Annotated in this window: 19 protein-coding genes; 3 read left to right on the forward strand and 16 right to left on the reverse strand. The window is 39.6% G+C overall.

What is annotated here, in order from left to right; translation table 11 throughout:
* Nucleotides 1-7: 7 nt before the first annotated feature.
* The 3 genes from R8G33_05965 to rnhB all read right to left on the reverse strand — a co-directional run bounded on the left by R8G33_05965 (nt 8) and on the right by rnhB (nt 5,109).
* The gene (locus R8G33_05965; protein ID MDW3095197.1) at nt 8-964 is read right to left on the reverse strand and encodes an acetyl-CoA carboxylase carboxyltransferase subunit alpha; all 957 of its coding nucleotides are present in this window, start codon (nt 962-964) and stop codon (nt 8-10) included.
* Between the two features lie 90 nt (nt 965-1,054).
* Nucleotides 1,055-4,525: a DNA polymerase III subunit alpha gene (dnaE, locus tag R8G33_05970; GenBank protein MDW3095198.1), complete on the reverse strand. Its 3,471-nt coding sequence runs from the start codon at nt 4,523-4,525 to the stop codon at nt 1,055-1,057.
* Nucleotides 4,522-5,109: a ribonuclease HII gene (rnhB, locus tag R8G33_05975; protein ID MDW3095199.1), complete on the reverse strand. Its 588-nt coding sequence runs from the start codon at nt 5,107-5,109 to the stop codon at nt 4,522-4,524. Before rnhB ends, dnaE begins: the two co-directional genes overlap by 4 nt.
* A 120-nt stretch (nt 5,110-5,229) precedes the next feature.
* On the opposite strand from rnhB, the gene R8G33_05980 reads away from it, so the two are divergent.
* From R8G33_05980 to lpxB, 3 genes are read left to right on the forward strand one after another with little or no spacing between them, the layout of a single operon-like run.
* Nucleotides 5,230-6,159 carry a Gfo/Idh/MocA family oxidoreductase gene (locus tag R8G33_05980; protein MDW3095200.1) on the forward strand — a complete coding sequence of 310 codons (930 nt, stop codon included), beginning with the start codon at nt 5,230-5,232 and terminating at the stop codon, nt 6,157-6,159.
* Between the two features lie 5 nt (nt 6,160-6,164).
* Nucleotides 6,165-7,271, forward strand: coding sequence for a DegT/DnrJ/EryC1/StrS family aminotransferase (locus R8G33_05985; GenBank protein MDW3095201.1), 1,107 nt, complete (start codon nt 6,165-6,167; stop codon nt 7,269-7,271).
* A gap of 12 nt (nt 7,272-7,283) precedes the next feature.
* A complete protein-coding gene (gene lpxB, locus R8G33_05990) occupies nt 7,284-8,399 on the forward strand; it encodes a lipid-A-disaccharide synthase (protein MDW3095202.1) in 1,116 nt (371 codons plus the stop codon).
* Here lpxB and lpxA read toward each other — a convergent pair.
* From lpxA to rpsB, 13 genes are all read right to left on the reverse strand, one after another.
* The gene (gene lpxA, locus R8G33_05995; protein MDW3095203.1) at nt 8,396-9,205 is read right to left on the reverse strand and encodes an acyl-ACP--UDP-N-acetylglucosamine O-acyltransferase; all 810 of its coding nucleotides are present in this window, start codon (nt 9,203-9,205) and stop codon (nt 8,396-8,398) included. The two genes, lpxB and lpxA, sit on opposite strands and share 4 nt — an antisense overlap.
* A gap of 2 nt (nt 9,206-9,207) precedes the next feature.
* Nucleotides 9,208-9,654 (reverse strand): 3-hydroxyacyl-ACP dehydratase FabZ, encoded by a 447-nt coding sequence (fabZ, locus tag R8G33_06000; GenBank protein MDW3095204.1) that lies wholly within the window; start codon nt 9,652-9,654, stop codon nt 9,208-9,210.
* Nucleotide 9,655: 1 nt separating this feature from the next.
* Complete coding sequence (gene lpxD / locus R8G33_06005) at nt 9,656-10,687, reverse strand: UDP-3-O-(3-hydroxymyristoyl)glucosamine N-acyltransferase (GenBank protein MDW3095205.1); 1,032 nt, start codon at nt 10,685-10,687, stop codon at nt 9,656-9,658.
* 26 nt (nt 10,688-10,713) lie between these two features.
* The gene (locus R8G33_06010) at nt 10,714-11,220 is read right to left on the reverse strand and encodes an OmpH family outer membrane protein (GenBank protein ID MDW3095206.1); all 507 of its coding nucleotides are present in this window, start codon (nt 11,218-11,220) and stop codon (nt 10,714-10,716) included.
* A gap of 15 nt (nt 11,221-11,235) precedes the next feature.
* The gene (bamA, locus tag R8G33_06015) at nt 11,236-13,521 is read right to left on the reverse strand and encodes an outer membrane protein assembly factor BamA (GenBank protein ID MDW3095207.1); all 2,286 of its coding nucleotides are present in this window, start codon (nt 13,519-13,521) and stop codon (nt 11,236-11,238) included.
* A gap of 18 nt (nt 13,522-13,539) precedes the next feature.
* Nucleotides 13,540-14,904 (reverse strand): RIP metalloprotease RseP, encoded by a 1,365-nt coding sequence (rseP, locus tag R8G33_06020; GenBank protein MDW3095208.1) that lies wholly within the window; start codon nt 14,902-14,904, stop codon nt 13,540-13,542.
* A gap of 10 nt (nt 14,905-14,914) precedes the next feature.
* Nucleotides 14,915-16,111 carry a 1-deoxy-D-xylulose-5-phosphate reductoisomerase gene (ispC, locus tag R8G33_06025; GenBank protein MDW3095209.1) on the reverse strand — a complete coding sequence of 399 codons (1,197 nt, stop codon included), beginning with the start codon at nt 16,109-16,111 and terminating at the stop codon, nt 14,915-14,917.
* Nucleotides 16,112-16,114: 3 nt separating this feature from the next.
* A complete protein-coding gene (locus R8G33_06030; protein MDW3095210.1) occupies nt 16,115-16,924 on the reverse strand; it encodes a phosphatidate cytidylyltransferase in 810 nt (269 codons plus the stop codon).
* Nucleotides 16,917-17,657 (reverse strand): isoprenyl transferase, encoded by a 741-nt coding sequence (locus tag R8G33_06035; GenBank protein ID MDW3095211.1) that lies wholly within the window; start codon nt 17,655-17,657, stop codon nt 16,917-16,919. The genes R8G33_06030 and R8G33_06035 overlap by 8 nt, the downstream gene beginning before the upstream one ends.
* A 50-nt stretch (nt 17,658-17,707) precedes the next feature.
* On the reverse strand, nt 17,708-18,265 hold the full coding sequence (gene frr, locus R8G33_06040) for a ribosome recycling factor (protein ID MDW3095212.1): 558 nt from the start codon (nt 18,263-18,265) through the stop codon (nt 17,708-17,710).
* Complete coding sequence (gene pyrH / locus R8G33_06045; GenBank protein MDW3095213.1) at nt 18,265-18,990, reverse strand: UMP kinase; 726 nt, start codon at nt 18,988-18,990, stop codon at nt 18,265-18,267. Before pyrH ends, frr begins: the two co-directional genes overlap by 1 nt.
* A 77-nt stretch (nt 18,991-19,067) precedes the next feature.
* A complete protein-coding gene (tsf, locus tag R8G33_06050) occupies nt 19,068-19,949 on the reverse strand; it encodes a translation elongation factor Ts (protein MDW3095214.1) in 882 nt (293 codons plus the stop codon).
* A gap of 30 nt (nt 19,950-19,979) precedes the next feature.
* Entirely contained in the window at nt 19,980-20,867 is an 888-nt protein-coding gene (rpsB, locus tag R8G33_06055; protein ID MDW3095215.1) for a 30S ribosomal protein S2, read from the reverse strand.
* Nucleotides 20,868-21,062: the final 195 nt, after the last annotated feature.

The following is a 21,062-nucleotide window of genomic DNA, read 5'->3' on the forward strand; positions in this document are numbered from 1 at the left end:
AGTGACGCTAATCTTTGAACACACCATACGAAGTCAGTCGTTCAAATCGTGCTTCTAATAAATCGTGAGTATCCATTTTTGTGAGACGCGCTAAGTTCTGACTTAATGATGCTCTCATGTTCTCACTAGTAACATCTAGATCGCGGTGCGCACCACTCATAGGCTCTTTTATTACTTCATCAACCAAATTGAGCTCTAGCAAACGATCAGAAGTTATACCCAATGTTTCAGCTGCATCTTCAGCTTTATCCGCATTCTTCCAAAGAATTGATGCACAGCCTTCAGGAGAGATAACCGAATATGTGCTATAACTAAGCATAGACAAATGATCTCCGACTCCAATAGCAAGTGCACCACCTGAGCCACCCTCACCTATGACATTACAAACAATAGGTGTCTTTAACTCAGCCATACGATACAAGTTATGAGCAATTGCTTGAGCTTGCCCGCGCTCCTCAGCACCCACACCAGGATAGGCACCCGGTGTATCAATGAATGTCACGATTGGCATTTGGAATTTTTCAGCCATTTCCATAATACGTAAAGCTTTTCGATAACCTTCAGGTCTTGGCATACCAAAGTTACGCTTGAGATTCTCTTTGGTATTCCTACCTTTTTGATGACCAATAACGGCAATGGAACGGCCTTCAAATTTTGCAATACCACATATAATTGCTGCATCATCAGAGTAAGCACGGTCACCATGCAATTCTTCGAAGTCAGTAAATAATTTTTCAACATAATCCAAGGTATAAGGCCGGTGAGGATGACGTGCAATTTGGGCTACTTGCCATGCGGACAAATCTTTATAAATAGTTTCAGTTAATGCGCGACTCTTAGCCTCCAACTTAGCAATTTCGTCACCCAACTGCATTTCATTGTCAGACTCCACCCGACGCAATTCATTAATTTTTGCCTCTAACTCTGCAATCGGTTGTTCAAATTCTAAATAATCAGAAACCATAGGTATCTATTTTCATTAAATTTTTCGCATTATAGTCGGACTCGTCGATGATTTCAGGAAAGTGTCAAAAAATAAGTTATCAATATATGGCTAATAAACCACTCTAGCATTGTTAACACCTTGCAAACTGGACAATCTTCGAATCAGATCTCGTTCAGGAACAACATTCCACTGGTCACCAAGCTGAAATTTTGCCTCGCCATGTGCAGACTGATATTGAATCAGTACTTTACAACTACCATCACGATAAGGCTTCAAAGTATTTTCAAGATCGACTATCAAAGAATCTTTTTGCTCTTCAGCATTAATGCTAACAACAATGCCTTTTCCGTAATCTACTCGCGCGTCATCTAAGCGGGTAATTTCTTTAGCCCGGATTCGCGGCTTGCCATTATAATCATCGATGCTGATCACACCATCCACGATCAAAATTTGATCTTTCACAATATGGTGCTTGAATTGACTGTAAGTATCAGCAAATACTGCGACATGCATACGTGCAGTATTGTCATCTAAAGTTAAGAATGCAATGCGCCCAGAAGGACTATTTCGAAGTCGCATATCCATCAATAAACCACCCACCTTCACCATGTTGGCATCTTTGTTTCGATAGTTAGTATCAATTGGTGCAATTGGTTGCGCTAATCGTTCCTTCAGTGTTTTACCTACCAAATTTGCTAACTCTTCTCGATACTGATCGACTGGATGACCTGAAAAATATAACCCTAAAGTTTCACGTTCCGCTGCTAGCAGAGTATCTTCATCCCACTCTGGCTTTTCTTCCATGACCCCTTCACGCGCCACAACTTGACCACCACCAAACATATCATTCTGCCCAATGTCATCATTACGATGATGCTGCTCAGCTGTTTGCATAGCTCGAGGCAAATGATGCATCAGCGTTGCACGAGTGTGCCCACATGAATCTAATGCTCCTGAGCGTATCATTGCCTCCATACTACGGCGATTAAATTTTTGCGTTTCTAATCGCATACAAAAATCATTAAGAGTTTTATAATATCCATTTTTCTCACGTTCATGCACTAATGACTCAACAGCGGCTTCACCAACACCTTTTATTGCACCTAATCCATAAACAATTTTTAGATCTTCTGTTACGGTGAATCCATAATGCGACGCGTTCGCACACGGCGGTAATACATCGAGCTTCATGGTTTTACATTCTTCACGCAAGTGAACTACTTTATCGGTATTATCCATATCGGCCGAAAGTACTGACGCCATAAACTCTGCTGGGTAATGTGCTTTTAACCACGCTGTTTGATAAGAAAGCATTGCATAAGCCACTGAGTGTGATTTATTAAAACCATATCCAGCAAACTTTTCCATTAAATCGAAAATATAGTTGGCATTAGAATCATCAACTTTTCGCTCTGTAGCACCTTTCACAAAGATAGCACGCTGCTTGGCCATTTCTTCAGGTTTCTTCTTACCCATTGCGCGTCGCAATAAATCTGCCCCACCTAAGGAATAGCCCGCCAATACTTGTGCAATTTGCATCACTTGTTCTTGATACAAAATTACTCCATAGGTTTCATTTAGAATAGCCTCCAAATCTGGATGAGGATATTCAACTAAGGCACCATGTTTACGATCTATAAAATCATCCACCATGCCAGACTGCAAAGGCCCTGGCCGATACAAAGCAACTAATGCAACAATATCTTCAAACTTATCTGGCTTAAGTCTTCCTAAAATATCTTTTAAACCATCAGACTCTAACTGAAATACGGCAGTAGTCTGCTGATTCTGCAATAAAGTGTATGTAGCTTTATCATCAAGCGGCAATGCATTTAAATCGATCGGTGGTTTAGTTTCCTTTTCTAGGCGTGCATTTACTTTAGCTAGAGTGCGATCAATTATTGTTAATGTTCGCAGCCCAAGAAAATCAAATTTAACCAAACCAATTGCTTCAACATCATCTTTATCTAACTGAGTAACAACGTTAGCACCACCAGCTTCACAATATAGTGGAGTGAAATCAGTTAATTTAGACGGCGCAATGACAACTCCACCAGCATGTTTGCCTGCATTACGCGCCAGACCTTCAAGCTGTAAAGCCATATCGATGAGTGTTCGAACTTCATCATCATCATCTACCAGCTGCTTGAAATCTTTCTCACGGTCTAATGCTTTTGCCAAAGTCATGCCAACTTCAAATGGCACCATTTTAGCGATGCGGTCAACAAATCCATAAGGGTGTCCGAGCACACGACCAACATCACGCACTACAGCTTTAGCAGCCATGGTACCGTAAGTAATTATTTGACTAACTTTTTCGCGACCATATCGTGTGGCAACATAATCAATCACCCGGTCACGCCCAGCCATGCAAAAATCTATATCAAAATCAGGCATAGACACACGCTCAGGATTTAAGAAACGCTCAAATAACAGATCATATTGAAGAGGATCTATATCAGTAATTCCTAACACATATGCAACCAAAGAACCCGCACCAGACCCTCGACCCGGTCCAACAGGCACGCCATTTTCTCGTGACCATCTAGTGAAATCTGACACAATTAAGAAATAACCTGAGTAACCCATGCTTTCAATCACATCAAGCTCGATATCCAAACGCTGCTTATAGCTATTTAAATCCACTGATTCACCAATAGACTTAATTCTTTCTAATCGATTTTGCAAACCTAGCAGAGATTGCTCACGCAAATATTCATCAGTTGTAAGCTCTCCTGTTGGAAATTCTGGTAAAACATTTTTACCAAACTCTAAACGCACATTACAGCGTTTTGCTATTTCGATAGTATTTGAAATTGCTGAAGGCACATCTGAATACAAAGCCACCATTTCATCCACAGGACGCAAATATTGTTGTTCACTATAAGCGCGCGAACGCCGAGGATCAGCTAGAACTCGACCTTGGTTGATACAAACACGTACTTCATGAGCTTCATATTCTTGTGATGTTAAAAATCTCACATCATTGGTCGCCACTACTGGAAGATTGTTTTTATCTGCAATCTCTAATGCACGCTCGTTATATACATCCTCTCCTTCACGGCCTGTTCTTTGTAATTCCACATAAAATCTATCTGAAAAAACCTTTTTCCAATTATTTACACATGTGTCGATACGAGCCATATCCTGCTTTAAGAGCAGTTTGCCCAAATCACCTTCACGTCCACCAGACAATACAATTAACCCTTGATTGAATTCATTTATCCAACTGCGATCGATTGTCGGTTGACCTCCGTGTTGCCCATTCAAATACGCACGCGTCAACAATTCTGTTAAGTTACGATAACCAGTATTGTCTATGCATAACAATACAATGCGGTATCGCTCTTGCATTTCCTTATCTTTAATTAAAACATCTGCGCCAATGATTGGTTTAACGCCATTTGCAATGGCTGCACGATAAAACTTGACTAAGGCAAAGAGATTAGAGAAATCTGTGAGAGCTATCGCGGGCATTTGCAACTCTGAAGCTTTTCGCATCAGTTCAGGAATACGTACTAGTCCATCAATAATAGAAAATTCGCTATGCAAGCGTAAATGAACAAATTGCGGATTCATTTGAAGTTATTCGTAACCACATTAGCAACAGGCTTGAAACTTTTGCGGTGATGACTGCAAGGGCCATGTTGTTTAAGTGCTTCCATATGGTAAGCAGTCGGATAACCTTTATGCTTAGCAAAACCATAATTTGGATAAGACTTGTCCAACTCGCACATTTCCGAGTCTCGAGTGACTTTGGCAAGTATTGACGCCGCACTAATAGCAGGCACATGTTGATCACCCTTAATCACGGCAAATGACTCAACAGATAATTGTGGACAAAATTTACCATCAACAAGTGCTAGTGTCGCTTCAAATGCCAACGCTTCAAATGCACGCTGCATTGCTAGCAGACTGGCATTAAAAATATTGTATTGATCAATTTCTGTAGGTTCACATCGCCCAATACTCCAAGCGAGCGCATTCTGTCTTATTTGCGCCGCACACGCTTCGCGTTTTTTAGCAGAGAGCATCTTTGAATCCCTCAATTCTTTCCAGTCATGACCATCTCCAAGCACGACAGCAGCAGCTACTACAGGACCCGCCAGAGGCCCTCGTCCAACTTCATCGATCCCTGCATATGTATTGATATCTACTTGCATATCAGTGAATCCAACAACATTAGAGTGCTTTTTAATCAACTGTCTTTTTTAGTCAATGATGCCCATATCAGGCTGAAGGACGTATACTGCAAGGTTTTTATAATACAGATTTTTAATTGAATGGGAATTGTGAATATTGCGGTAATTGGCACAGGTTACTTGGGTAAATTCCATGCTCAAAAATATCAAGCATTAGAAAATTGCCAATTAACAGGATTAATCGATAGTGACCCTGCCACCCTTAAAGAAATGGCTAGTTTATACCCACAAGCAGCGACTAGTGCAGACATCCATTCACTAATTGATGACGTTGATGCGGTAAGCATAGCTACATCGACCCCTTCACATTATGAAATAGCCAAACAATTTTTACAGCGCGGCAAACATGTGCTTTTAGAAAAGCCTATGACATCAACTATCGAGCAAGGCCAAGAACTTATCAGACTTGCTAAGAATAATCAGTGTATATTACAAATAGGCCATATTGAACGTTTCAATCCTACCGTGCTTGCGATGGATGAACATATGCAACAGCCAAAGTTTATCGAATCACAACGGCTGTCGCCATTCAAATCACGCGGTACTGATGTCAACGTTATACTTGATTTAATGATTCACGACATCGATATTATTCTTAGTATTGTTAAGTCCAACATTGAATCGATTCAAGCTTCTGGCATGCGTGTTCTTTCTGATGACATCGATATTGCTAATGCACGCATCACCTTCAGCAACGATTGCGTTGCCAATGTTACAGCCAGTCGTGTCAGCATCAAAAGTGAACGCAAACTACGCTTATTTCAAGATAATGCTTATTTCTCCGCAGATTTAGGCAATCATGATTTAAAAATATATACTCGTGATGATGGAGAGATCAATTCACAAAGCTTCAACTTTGAAAAGTCAGATGCACTGTTAACTGAGATCACCCATTTTTTAGACTGCATTCACAACAACTCACAGCCACTTGTATCCGGCACTGATGGCTTACGTGCCTTGCAAACCGCGAATCAGATTGTAAACACTATTCAATTACATAACGCAAAATAATCAGTATGAAATATGACCCTATCCCTATGGTTGATTTACACCAGCAATATCAATCACTAAAAGTTGAAATTCAAAGTGCAATTAATGTGACATTAGAAAATACAACATTTATTATGGGCCCCAATGTTCACGCATTAGAAGACGAAGTCTCAGAATATTTAAATATTAAACACTCTGTTAGCTGCTCTTCTGGTACCGATGCTTTACATCTCGCATTACGTGCTTTAGATATAGGCCCTGGCGATGAAGTCATCACCCCATCATTTACTTTTGCCGCTACCGCTGAAGCTATTCGATATGTTGGAGCCACCCCGATATTTGTTGACATAGATGCAGAAACATTAAATATAGACTCCGACTGTATTAAAAATGCAATTACTGATAAAACACGCGCCGTGATTGCAGTTCATTTATTTGGATTGGCTGCTGACATCGACAAAATAAAAGCTATCATTAAAGATAAAAATATATTCTTGGTCGAGGATTGCGCACAATCATTTGGCGCTGATTATAAAGGTAATAAAACAGGGACTCTTGGAGATATCAGCTGTTTTAGTTTCTTCCCTAGCAAAAACCTTGGCTGTTATGGTGATGGCGGCATGATCTGCACCGCATCTGACAAGATTACAACAAAACTAAAGCTATTGCGTAATCATGGCAGCCCAATCAGATACGAACACACCATTATTGGCTACAACAGTCGGCTCGACGAGATACAAGCTGCTATATTACGCATAAAACTGAAGCATATTGATATGTACAACCAACAGCGCCATGAAAATGCAACTAAATATACTAATGCTTTAACAAAATTAGGAATTGTTACACCAAATGAATCTAAAGACAGCACACATGTTTATCATCAATACACTATTCAAGATCCGCGCAGAAATAAAATTCTAAAAGTATTGAGTGACCAAAATATTGCTTCTGCTATTTATTACCCTAAAGGCCTGCATCTACAAACTGCCTTCACAAACGGCTCGCCAAGCTCTTCATTACCCATCACTGAAAAAGTATCCTCAAACTGTCTATCACTGCCAATGTATCCAGAGTTATCAGCCAAACAAATTGATAGAGTTGTAGGTGTTTTCAAACAGCAGCTAGAATAATCAAGAATCAAAATGAATATTGTTATTGTTGCCGGCGAAGTATCAGGTGATTTATTAGCAGGAAAATTAGTCACTGGCCTCAAAAATCTCGATAACCAATTATGCATATCCGGCATAGGCGGACAGTCCATGCGAGATGCTGGGGTAAATACTTTATTTGATGTCAGGGAAACTTCTGTTGTTGGCATTACAGAAATACTCAAACATTATCCTCGTCTGCATAAAATATTATCTACGCTCAAAAAACACATCAGACAAACCAAACCTGAATTACTGATTCTCGTAGATTATCCCGAGTTTAATTTAAAACTCGCACAATATGCGAAGAAGCTAAATATTAAGGTAGTGTTTTATGTTAGCCCACAAGTATGGGCTTGGCGTACAGGTAGAATAGAGAAAATAAAAAACTGCGTTGATTTAATGGCAGTATTATTTCCATTTGAACTGGACTTCTATCAAAATGCAGGCGTACCCGCATGCTTGGTTAGACATCCTTTATTAGACGATATTGACAATGCTTATAAATCCACGGATATCACACCCGAGAAAATCACAGTTATCGGAATGCTCCCAGGCAGCCGCGAAAATGAAATAAAAAAGCTTCTACCAGTAATGATTGAGGCTGGACACAAACTTTTAAATCAGAATCCAAACATGCGCTTCATATTGCCCGCGGCTCCTGGCACAGATATTAATGAGCTAAAAACATTCAATAAAAATAACTTACCTATCGATTATCAACAGGATTCATTCTATCAATCCCTTCAGCAGTGCCAAGCATTAATGATTGCATCCGGCACAGCGACCCTACAAGCAGCATTAATGGGTAAAGCCATGGTAGTAATTTACAAAATATCGCCAATCACATACAAATTATTTGGTCACATGGTTAACGTAGAACACATATGCCTAGCCAACATTATTTTAAACAGGCGCGCTTATAAAGAATTAATTCAGGATGATGCTAATGCAGATAATCTATTCGATTCACTAACCGAATTGATTAATGATAATAAAACCAGCGAAAAAATGATTAATAACCGTGAAGAAATTCGTAATAATTTGAATGCAGGAATAACTTCTAATGAACTCGCAATACGAGCTCTTGCATTAACCAAACAAACTTAGCGAACCGTACCACGTTGACTATTTTCAATAAATTTCACAAACTCACGCACTTCACTATACTCTTCAGCTATATCTTTAACTTTTTCAAATTGCTCTACACGAGAGTTCTTAGAAACTATTAAAGCCTTATATGCCTGATGCAGCGCATGTATCACATCTTCACTAAATTCTCGCCGACGCAAACCTTCTTTGTTAAGACCAAATGCTTTAGCTAAATTTCCCGATGCCATCATGTAGGGTGGAAGATCTTTATTTAGTGCAGATCCCATACCACAAAATGAATGTGCGCCAATATGACAGAACTGATGCACCAACGTAAAACCACCCAATACAGCATAATCATCAACAATCACATGACCAGCAATAGATGCACCATTAGAAAAAATAGTTCTGTCGCCAATAACGCAGTCATGCGCAATATGCACATAAGCCATAATCCAATTATCATTACCTATAATTGTTGAACCTTGATCCGCGTGAGTACCACGATTAATAGTACAAAATTCTCGAATTGTATTATTGTTACCAATAATAAGCTGGCTATCTTCACCAGCAAATTTTTTATCTTGTGGAATTTCACCAATCGATGAGAACTGAAATATAGTATTCTCCTCACCTATTTTAGTAGGTCCTTGAATAACCACATGTGGTCCGATAGTTGTATTAGCACCTATCTCTACTCCAGGACCAATTACAGTATAAGGTCCTACGCTGACACCTGCAGCGACTTTTGAACTGGGATCAATTATCGCTGTTGGATGTATTTCAGCTTCACTTGCGTGAGAAAGAGAATCAGAATTACTCATGTTCATAAATCTTTAAACATGCACTTTAGTTCTGCACTTGCAGTTAGTTCACCCTCGACATAAGCATTAGCTTCGAATACACCATAATTTCTTTTCATTCTTGTTAAACGAGATTCAAGACGTAACTGATCTCCAGGCACCACTGGACGTTTGAAACGAGCATTATCAATCCCGACAAATAAAAACAAACTCTCATTTTCTGGTTTTAATTTAGGGTCACTCAGTACAAGAACTCCAGACACCTGAGCCAACGCTTCCAAAATCAACACACCTGGAAATACTGGAGTACCAGGGAAGTGTCCCTGGAAAAATGCTTCATTAATAGTGATATTTTTAATTGCAGCAATTTTGTCACCATGCGTGCATTCAACAACACGATCTAGCAACAAGAATGGGTATCGATGCGGAAGAAATTTCATTATTTCTGTCACGGACATAACGGCATCCATATTATTTTCCCTTATCAATACTTTCTAGTTTTTTAATTATACCATTGACTCGTTTAAACAATGCATCCAGATCTTTAAATCTCGTCGCATTACGCAACCAACTTTTATTATCTTCCGCAGCAGTACCTGAGGAATACAGCCCCGGCTTAGTAATCGACTTACGGATAGCAGTCATACCTGAAACTTGCACACCATCAGCAATTGTGAGATGACCTTGAATACCAGCCGCAGCACCAATTGCACAATGTTTTCCAATGACAGTACTGCCAGCAATTCCAGTACATCCAGCAATTGCTGTATGCTCACCAATAATAACATTGTGAGCAATTTGAATTTGATTATCCAGCTTAGCACCTTTCTTAATAACTGTATCTTTTAGAGCGCCTCTATCAATTGTTGTATTTGCTCCAATTTCTACATCATCCCCAAGAACTACTCCGCCTAACTGAGGGATTTTCTCCCACACACCGTTGTCATTAGCTAAGCCAAAACCATCACTAGCGATGACAGCACCTGGATGAATAATGACGCGCTCACCTATAATTGCAGGTCCAACAATACTAACGCGAGCAATTAATCGTGATGACGCTCCGATGATTGATGGCGCGGTAATAACTGTTCCTGGGCCAATATAACAATCTCTTTCAATAGTACATTTAGCGCATATAACGACATTAGGGCCAATATACACATTATCAGCGATTTCGCATTCATCATTAATGACTGATGAAGGATGAATATTAGCAACCAGATCTTCCTCAGGATGTAATAACTTTGCCGCACGAGCAAAGCTTAAATAAGGATTTTTAGATATTAAAGCAGTAGTTTTGCAATGCGAAACAAGTTCTTCAGGCACTATGACTGCTGTCGCCATTGTGTGTTTAAGTTTATTTTTGTATTGACTAGAAACAGCAAATGAAAGACTGCCCAGATTTGAGTCATCCAGATCGGCCACATGAGTGATTTCAGCATCACCATCTCCAACAACATCAACTCCTATTTCGCGAGCCAACTCACGAACTCTATAAGTCATAATATTTTTCAAATTATTATGTGTTGTTACTGGCCAGAATTAAGTCTTTGTAAAATTTGATCTGTAATATCAACTTGAGGACTCGCGTATAGAACTGCCTGAGTCAAGACAAGATCATATTTTTGCTGCTCAGAAAATTTCTTTATCACTTCGTATACTTTCTTCTGCAAGGCACTAATTTCTTCATTACGTCGAATATTAATGTCTTCACGATATTCATCTCTCAGACGATTATGATCACGTTTCTTGCTCAAAATATCTCTTTCAAGCTTAACTCGATTTGCTTCACTCATAATGCTGCCATCATTCTTTAACTGTTCTTCCATTTTGAGAATAGCATCTCGTGATACAGCAAGTTGCTTATCTCTACTAGAGAACTCACTCTCAAGTGCTTTACGTACAGCTTGGCCTTGCTGAGATTTTTCCATTAATTTACCAAAATTTACATAACCTATTTTTGATTCTGCATATGCAACTGAAGTAGCACCAAGAAGCATGACTAATAAAATTACAATTTTTAGTTGTATATTCAAGATATTTCTCCTGAGTTAAAAACTTGTGCCAAATTCAAACTGAAACGGCTCAGTTTCATCATCTTCATCATCATTAAATGGACTAGAAAAACTTAAAGTTATTCCACCAAGCCCTGTTATCAAATTCACACCCAAGCCAGCACTTCCACGCAATTCACTAGTTTCAAAGTCATCATAATCCTCAAACACGTTTCCCATATCAGCAAATATACCTAACCTGAATCTGGAAGCATCATACAAAGCTGGAATAGGAAAAAATATCTCTACTCCAGCTGTAGTTAAAAAATTTCCCCCAAACGCATCATCTCGAGAATCTTGTGGTCCTAATGTATTATCTCTATATCCTCTCACCGAACCGGTACCACCAGCTCTAAACTTCTCAAAAAATGGCAGATCTGTAGTGCTACCAAAACTATCGCCATAGCCTATTTCGGAGCGAGTAGAAAGGGTAAAAATTTCATTTAGTGGAAAGAGCCATATATTTTCATGACTACCTTTATAATATTCAAGATCACTTGAAGGAACTGTAAATTCAAACCTGGTTCTGTGATACAAACCTTTAGTGCCAAATATCCTACGATTTCTACTATCGTGAGTGTAGAGTCCAGACAAATTGAAAGTAATATAATCATCACCATTATCATTAAGAAACTCATTAACCTCGTCAGAAGTAGAATCATTAGTGGAAATCTCTGTGGTTCTAATTTCACCAATCACACCAACTCTATCCACCTCGGTCAATGGAATTCCGTAATTTGCTCGAAGACTAAATTGATCTGAATCAAAATCCGAAATATCTGCCTCTTCAGCATCTGTAGAAATATAGCTAAAACCAAATCCTCTACTTACACCATCTATCGTATAAAATGGATCGCTATAGGAAATGTCATAAACTGTATTAACACTACTCGTATTAATTTGAAAAGAGACTTGTTTACCGGTTCCAAGAAAATTATCTTGGCTCACACTAGTTGTTACAACCGCACCTTGGCTGTCTGAAATGCCTGCCCCAATTGAAAAACTTCCTGCCAAACGTTCCGTCACTTTAATATTTATATCCACGAAGTCATCTTCACCGGGTATCTGCACTGTATCAAATTCAACATTTTCAACAAATGCCAATCGCTGAATTCTACGTCTTGACGACTCTATTCCACGCAGGGTATACCAACCTCCTTCCATTTGTCTTAGCTCACGCCGAAATACTTCATCTCGACTATACTGGTTCCCAGTGATATTCACTCTTCGCACATATACTCTTTTTCCTGGATCTATGAAAAACGTTAAGCTTACTGTCTTAGACTCCTCATCAACTTCAGGAATTGGATTAACTCGTGCGAATGCATAACCATCCGAACCTAATCGATTTGATATGCGTTCTGATGATGCGACAACTTTGCCGCGTGAGAAAATCTCTCCGGCCTCAATAACCAGTAAATCTCTAAGCTCTTGTTCTGGAATTTCAAAATTACCAGCAAGTTTTACTTCTGAAAGCGTATATTGATCACCTTCATTTACATTAATAGTAATGAAGATATCTTTTTTATCAGGAGTGATTGATACCTGAGTTGAATCAACCGTAAAATTTAAGTATCCAGTATTTAGATACTCAGATCGCAAAGTTTCAAGATCCGCTGACAAATTTTGTTTGGAGTATTTTTCACTGCTCGACCAAATTTTCCAGAAAGCCTTGTTGCCAGACACGAACTCCTTTTTTAATTTTTTATCTTCATATATTGTATTACCTACTATATTGATATTTTTTATTTTAGCCGCCTTGCCCTCAGCTATTTGAATCTGCACATCCACCCTGTTCCGACTTAATTCAGTAGTGAGTGTTTTAATTTGTACGTTATATTTTCCACGAGCAAAATATTGTTGAAGCAACTCATTTTCCAAGCGCTCAAGAACAGAACGATTCAATACTCTGCCAGGCGCTATTCCTATGTCAGTAAGACTCTCAATTAGTTGCTCATCAGGAATATCTTTATTACCAATAATATCCAGGGAAGCAATGCCGGGACGTTCTTTTATTTCTACTATGAGCACAAAATCTTCAAGACGTATCACCACATCACTAAACAACTCTGTCTTGTAGAGTTCACGAATAATTTCTGCAGAATCTGTATCAGTAAATACATCACCTACCTTCACCGGTATATAGGTAAACACGGTTCCAGGCTCAATCCTTTCCAAACCTTCAATAATGATATCTCTGATTTTAAAAGGCTCAGCAATGGCGCTACTAACGACTAGCAATAGAACTGACAGAGTTATTATTTTTATTATTTTTATTGTCACGTCTGTTATTCAATTTGATTAGCTGAAGAGGCGCTGAAAGTCATTATAGAATGCCAACGACATCAACCCGGCTAACATAAAAATTCCAATTTTTTGTCCAACTAACTGTGTCGCTTCAGACACAGGGCTTCCTTTTACCATTTCGACTATGCAGTACAATAAATGACCGCCATCTAGAATTGGCACTGGCAAGAGATTGAGTATACCAATACTGATGCTAATGATCGCTAAAGTACTGAGAAATGTAGCCAAACCAAGTTGAGCTGATATACCGGCGTATTCTGCTATTGATATCGGACCACTAATATTCTTGACAGATGCTTGACCTGTTATGAGTTTACCCAGCAGTTTAACCGTCAACACACTCATATCAAGTGTTTTAGAAGCTCCTTTAGCAAGTGACTCTAAAACACCCTCTCGAATAGTAATTTGACGTTTTTCTCTCTCAGATTCATCAAACCAAGGATAGGCACCAATTCTGCCTATATTTTGACCATCTACTTCTTCTATAGCGGGTGTAAGCTGAAGACTCATCTGCTCAGACCCTCTTAGTACCTCTAATTCAATTGGTTTGCCAGCATGCTGCTTCACAATATCTACCCAATGAGCCCAATCTACTACGACGCTTCCATTAGCAAATAAAATAGCATCACCCTCTTTGAAACCCTGCTGTTTAGCTGCACTGTTTGGAGTAAATTTACCTAATATTGCATCGAGCTTTAGGCGCCAAGGTTCAATACCAATTTTCTCTAAAGGACTGCCCTCATCCAAAAGCGCCTTGGTATCTGATAAATCAAGCATCACTTCAGATATAGCCTGCTGTGTATCTTTTTTAAGAACTTTAATTACTCCAGTTTTCAAGCCTTCGTTAATCAATTCAATGCTAGCTTCCTCCCAGGTAGATACAACCTGCTCATTAATTTGCAGAACTACATCGCCACTCTTTAAACCTGCTTGATACGCGAGACTTTCTTCCTCTACCTTACCTATTTCAGGAATAATTCCTTGCACTCCAACGATGTACATACAAGCATAAGCGAATATCGCAAATATAAAATTAAATAACGGTCCTGCAGCAGCTATGGCAAATCTAGATCCAACCGGTTGACGATTGAAAGCAAGTGCCTGCTCATTTGGTGCAACCTCGCCTTCGCGCTCATCCAACATTTTTACGTAACCTCCAAGAGGAATGGCAGCAAACACATACTCAACACCACTTTTTGGAGATACATATCTCAGTAAAGATCGCCCAAAACCAACTGAAAAACGCAGTACCTTTACGCCTAGCAAACGTGCCACAATGAAATGTCCAAATTCATGTACTGTCACAATCACACTGACCGCAACAATAAAAGATATAGCACTGATTATAAAATTACTCATAGATTTAAGGTTACCGGGATAATTCTAGGATAGTTTGCGTAGCAGTTTGACGGGAACATCTATCAATTTCTAATACCGTTTCGACGTTATCAATCGCAACTGGTTCCAATTTTTCTATGACACTCGCCACAACATTATAAATTTGCGTATATTGAATTTTACCATCTAGGAATGATTGTACCGCCACTTCATTGGCAGCATTCATTATCGCAGGACTAGACCCTCCTATTTTCTGAACATCCATTGCTAAACGTAAACAGGGAAAACGTTGCATATCTGGCTGAAAAAACTCTAGTCCGCTATGTTTAGTCATATCCAATCCGTCTACACCTGAATCAATACGCGCAGGCCAAGCCATTGCGTGAGCAATAGGTACTCTCATATCAGGAAATCCCATATGAGCTAGTATGGAGCCATCTTGGTAAGCGACCATAGCATGCACAATAGACTGTGGATGAATTACCACATTGACCATTGAGATATTTATCGAAAAAAGCAGACACGCTTCAATTACCTCCAACCCTTTATTCATCATGGTGGCAGAATCCACTGAAATCTTTCTACCCATTTTCCACTTAGGATGGGCACATGCTTGTTCAGGAGACACTTGCGCCAATTCATGTAATGGCTTGTGTAGAAATGGTCCGCCTGAAGCTGTTAGGGTTACTTGCTTAACACCATCATTAACCTGTGTATTTGCAAGATTTTGCATACATTGAAATACTGCATTATGTTCACTATCTATTGGCAGCAACATCGAATTATTTTTCTCTGCGGTAGCGATAAGTAATTCACCTGACATCACTAATGCTTCTTTATTTGCTAGCAATACTGTTTTTCCTGCTTTAGCTGCAGCTAGTGTAGACAATAATCCCGCTGCGCCCACAATAGCAGCCATTACACAATCCACTTCTGGCATTTCTGCAACAGAAATCAAACCCTCACTTCCAACAATTAGTTCTGGTATGTGATCTAGTTGTACAGACCTTTGCTTGAATTGCTTTGCTGCGTTCTCATCTGTTAACACTACATACGATGGTGAAAATTTTTGCACTTGCTGTAATAACTCATCCACTGACCGCCTTGCTCCTAGAGCTACCACATGAAATTTGTCTGAATTTCTTTCAATTACATCAAGAGTACTAATACCAACACTACCTGTAGAACCTAATATTGCGATTCCTTTTGAAAGATTATTTTTTTGCATTTACTAATATATCCAGTACAAACCCAACATAAAGCCGGGTGATGCTGCTAACAGACTATCAATCCTGTCCAATACTCCACCATGACCAGGAATTAAATTACCACTGTCTTTTTTACCAGCATTGCGTTTCAATAAACTTTCAAACAAGTCACCTACCACTGAAATTAATGCCGTTAACACACATAGAATCACAAAATATAGAGCGATGCCCCAATCAAGTTGTTCTCGCCATAACCAAACACCCAACAATGAAAACATAAACGTTCCCATCATTGCACCCAGCACTCCTTCACGCGTCTTACCCGGGCTCAGTTGTTCAGCAAGTTTATTCCTACCAAATTTCTTACCCGCAAAATAAGCAGCAATATCCGCAATCCATATCAATACGAATAAAAACAGCAACAACAGTGGATTTTGCTGATGCAAACTACTCATTGCCAGCCAACCAACTACAATTACAAAATAACCACTGTAATGAAGAAAGCCGTCTAACAAATAATTGCCTATCCATGAAGATTGATAGAATGACAATAGCAGAAGTATAAACACCCAATAAATACAACCAGCAAAGATAATTAGACGAATTTGGACTTCATCTAATATAAACCAGCATATTGCCATCAACACACAACAAACCAACACATAAATTATTCTTGGCACTATTGTTTTAGCTACCATAGATGCCCATTCCCATGCTCCTAGAGCTGCAACCAAAGCTAAGAAGCCTGCAAACCACCGAGTTGGCATATACAACATTGACAGTATAACAATGGGCGCTAGAATTGCCGCAGTTATGACTCTTTGCTTAATCATTTGTACCAGTCTCTATTTGTTCTTGAGTGAGACCAAACTTTCTCTTACGAAGCCCATACTCTTCTAACGCAAGCTGAAATTGTTGCTTATCAAACTCAGGCCAAAAAACATCTGTGTAATAGAACTCGGTATAGGCCATCTGCCAGATTAGAAAATTACTTACTCTTTGCTCGCCTGCAGTACGTATAAATAAATCCGGATCTGGTATCGAACCTGTTGAAAGATGATTAGAAAATTCACTTTCAGTAATATCTTCAATTCTTATTTGTTGCTTCTGCACTTTTTGACAAATATTTTTACAAGCAGTCACAATATCCCAACGGCCACCATAATTTGCAGCAATGTTTAACAAAAACTGCTCGTTATTAGCCGTGATTCTTTCTGACTCTTCAATCTTATCCTGTAGTTTTTGATGAAACCGGCTGCGATCTCCAATAAATTTAAGCCGTATACCATTCTCATTTAACTTATTCACTTCTTTTTCAAGCGAAGAAACAAACAAGTCCATCAAGGTCATCACTTCAGTTTTTGGGCGATTCCAATTCTCGCTACTAAAAGCAAATAAGGTCAGCACTTTAACGCCAGCATTTGCACAGGCCTCAATAGTACTACGAACCGCTTTTACCCCCTCTCTATGGCCAGCAGTCCTTGGGAGCAAGCGTTTATTCGCCCAGCGACCATTGCCATCCATAACAATGGCTACATGATGTGGGATTTGTGAGTTTTTTGACATTATTATAACTGTCGCATCGTTAATAAATTAAACGCGACTGGAAGGACGAATTAGATTTCCATTAATTCTTTTTCTTTTGCGGTTAACATTTCTTCTATTTCCTGAATATGCTTATCTGTTAATTTTTGCACGACTTCTAAAGCACCACGCTCATCATCTTCAGAAATTTCTTTTTCTTTTACCAACTCTTTCAGATCTGCATTAGCATCTCGACGAATATTTCTAACCGCAACACGAGCTTGCTCTGCTTCTTGTCGAACTAGTTTCACGAAGTCCTTTCTCCGCTCTTCAGTTAAGGCAGGAAGCGGAACTCTAATAACATCTCCTGAAGTCACTGGATTCAGCCCCATATCTGAGCTCATAATGGCCTTCTCGATCACAGGCACTAATGCCTTTTCCCATGGCGATACTGCCAAGGTGCGTGCATCCTCAACAGAGACTGTAGCAGCCTGAGCGATAGGCACTTCAGAGCCATAGTAATCAACCATCACATGGTCCAACAAACTCACGTTTGCGCGTCCCGTTCTAATTTTTGTTAATTCATTTTTTAATGACTCAATACTTTTGCCCATACGGGTATCAGCATCTTTTTTTATATCATCTATCATTATTTTTCACTCACTACTGACGTGCCTACATCTTCGCCCAGCGCGATACGTTTTAGGTCACCTTGATTAAACATATTAAAGACTCTTAGCGGTATCTTATTATCTCTGCACATTACGATAGCAGTAGCATCCATTACTTTTAGTTTATCACCCAATACTTGATCATAAGTTAATTGCTTATATAACTTTGCACTAGAATTCATTGCTGGATCAGAATCATATACACCATCAACTTTTGTTGCCTTTAACATTAAATCTGCATTTATTTCAGTTGCTCTAAGACTTGCCGCAGAATCAGTTGTGAAGTATGGATTGCCAGTGCCTGCTGCAAATACCACAACTCGGCCTTTTTCTAAATGTCGCACTGCACGACGACGAATATAATCTTCACATACTTGATTAATTTTAAGCGCAGACATAACTCGACAATGTAAACCTTGTCTCTCCACTGCGTCTTGGAGTGCTAAACAGTTAATTACTGTAGCCAACATGCCCATATGATCGCCAGTCACGCGATCCATACCTCCCTGCGCAAGCCCAGCCCCTCGAAATATATTGCCACCACCAATAACAACTGCAACCTGCACATCTAAGCGGATCAATTCAGCTATTTCTTTAGCAACACGCGTGATTACCTCTGGGTCAATGCCATAATCAAACTTACCCATGAGCGCTTCACCGCTTAGCTTCAGTAGAATCCGTTTAAACTTAGGTTCTTCAGACATTCACTAACCACCAATTATATTTCTTAATCTAACCGCGAACAAAAACGGGGGCTAAGCCCCCGTTTTTGTTGTTAAGCTTAGCCGTTCTTGACTTGAGCCATGACTTCTTCTGCGAAGTTCTCAGTCTTTTTCTCAATACCTTCGCCAACTTCATATCGATGGAATGAGATAACACTTGCTGAATTTTCTTTCAGTAATTTAGCAACTGACTTATCAGGATCTTTCACAAAAGGCTGACCCATCAATGTAATCTCACCAAGGAATTTCTTAATTTGGCCTGAAACCATTTTTTCAATGATCTCTGCAGGTTTGCCGCTGCTTTCAGCTTTAGCCATAAAGATATCTTTTTCTTTCTCTAGCACTTCCTCTGACACACCATTTTCATCAATGCAGATCGGCTTACTTGCCGCAACATGCATCGCGATATCCTTGCACAGTTCGTCATTGCCGCCTTCCATTTCAACCATGACGCCGATACGACTGCCATGCATATACTTTCCTAATGAGCCATTGCCTGAAGATACTTTTGTAAAGCGTCGAATTTGAATGTTTTCACCAATCTTACTAACCAAAGCAAGACGCGCTGATTCCACTGTTTCGCCACTAGCAAGTGTCGCATTCAATAATTCATCGACGTTTTCTAGATTCTGAGTCAATGCAGTAGATGCCACTTCATTACTGAAGCTTAAAAAATTCTCATCTTTACCTACGAAATCAGTTTCACAGTTAACTTCAATAATGACACCGCTTTTAGCGTCGTCACTGATTGAAATAACCACTGTACCTTCTGCAGCAACTCGAGAGGCTTTTTTATCAGCTTTAGCTTGCCCAGACTTACGCATTAGCTCGATAGCAGCTTCCATGTCACCGCCACTTTCAGTTAATGCCTTTTTACATTCCATCATGCCTGCGCCAGTACGCTCACGCAGTTCTTTAACCATTGAAGCAGTAATTTGCATATCTAAAACCCTATCTTGTAAATGTAACTTTTACTCTGCAGCATCTGCTGATTCAGAAGCATCTTTTTCCTCAGCTTTAGGCTCTTCAACTTTAGGCTTCCGTGCTGCTTTCTTTTTAACCGCGACTTTCTTTTTAGCCACCTTCTTTTTAGGCTTAGGTGCTTCTTCAGATTCAGCTTTAGCTTTAGCCTCGTCCACTTCTACAAACTCATCTTCATCACCAGTGAGTGTCTGTGAACTTGCTTTAGCCTCTATAATGGCTTCAGCAGTCGCCGACGCATATAATTGGATAGCACGTATTGCATCATCATTTCCAGGGATAACATAATCAACGCCTTCAAGGGGGTTGTTAGTATCAACAACAGCAACCACAGGAATGCCTAATTTCATCGCCTCTTTAATAGCAATTTCTTCGTACCCAACATCGATCACGAATAATACATCCGGCAGCACATTCATATTTTTAATGCCACCCAAACTGCGGTGTAATTTTTCAACATCACGACGAATAGTCAGTAATTCTTTCTTTCCAAGCCTTTCAGAGCCATTTCCCTCTAAAGTCTCTTCTTGATCCTTTAGACGCTTAATAGACTGCTTAACTGTATGGAAATTAGTCAGCATACCGCCTAACCAGCGGTGATTTACATAAGGCATACCACAACGCTCAGCTTCCGCTTTCACAGTATCGCGAGCAGAACGCTTTGTGCCTACAAAAAGCACTTTGCCTCCATTAGCAGCCATTTTTCCTAGATAATTCAATGCATCGCCAAACATAGGTAGCGATTTTTCTAAATTGATAATATGGATCTTATTACGCTCCCCAAAGATATAGGGGGCCATTTTTGGATTCCAGTAACGGGTTTGATGCCCGAAATGCACGCCAGCTTCTAACATCTGGCGCATAGTGACGTCAGTCATGATATGTTACTCCTTAAGTAAGGGTTTTATACGTCCGCAGCCCCCATCCAGTAACCGATTGAGGATTTCTCCTGGCAATTGGCACCCCACTGAATGTGTCGAGCATGCGTGTAGATTTAAGATTTGCGCTTATCGCGCGCGCTTTATACCATAATCTGCTGGAATCAACAATTTAGAATCAAATAAAAAAGGATT

The sequence above is a fragment of the Gammaproteobacteria bacterium genome (assembly GCA_033344735.1).
Lineage (GTDB): Bacteria > Pseudomonadota > Gammaproteobacteria > UBA4575 > UBA4575 > UBA1858.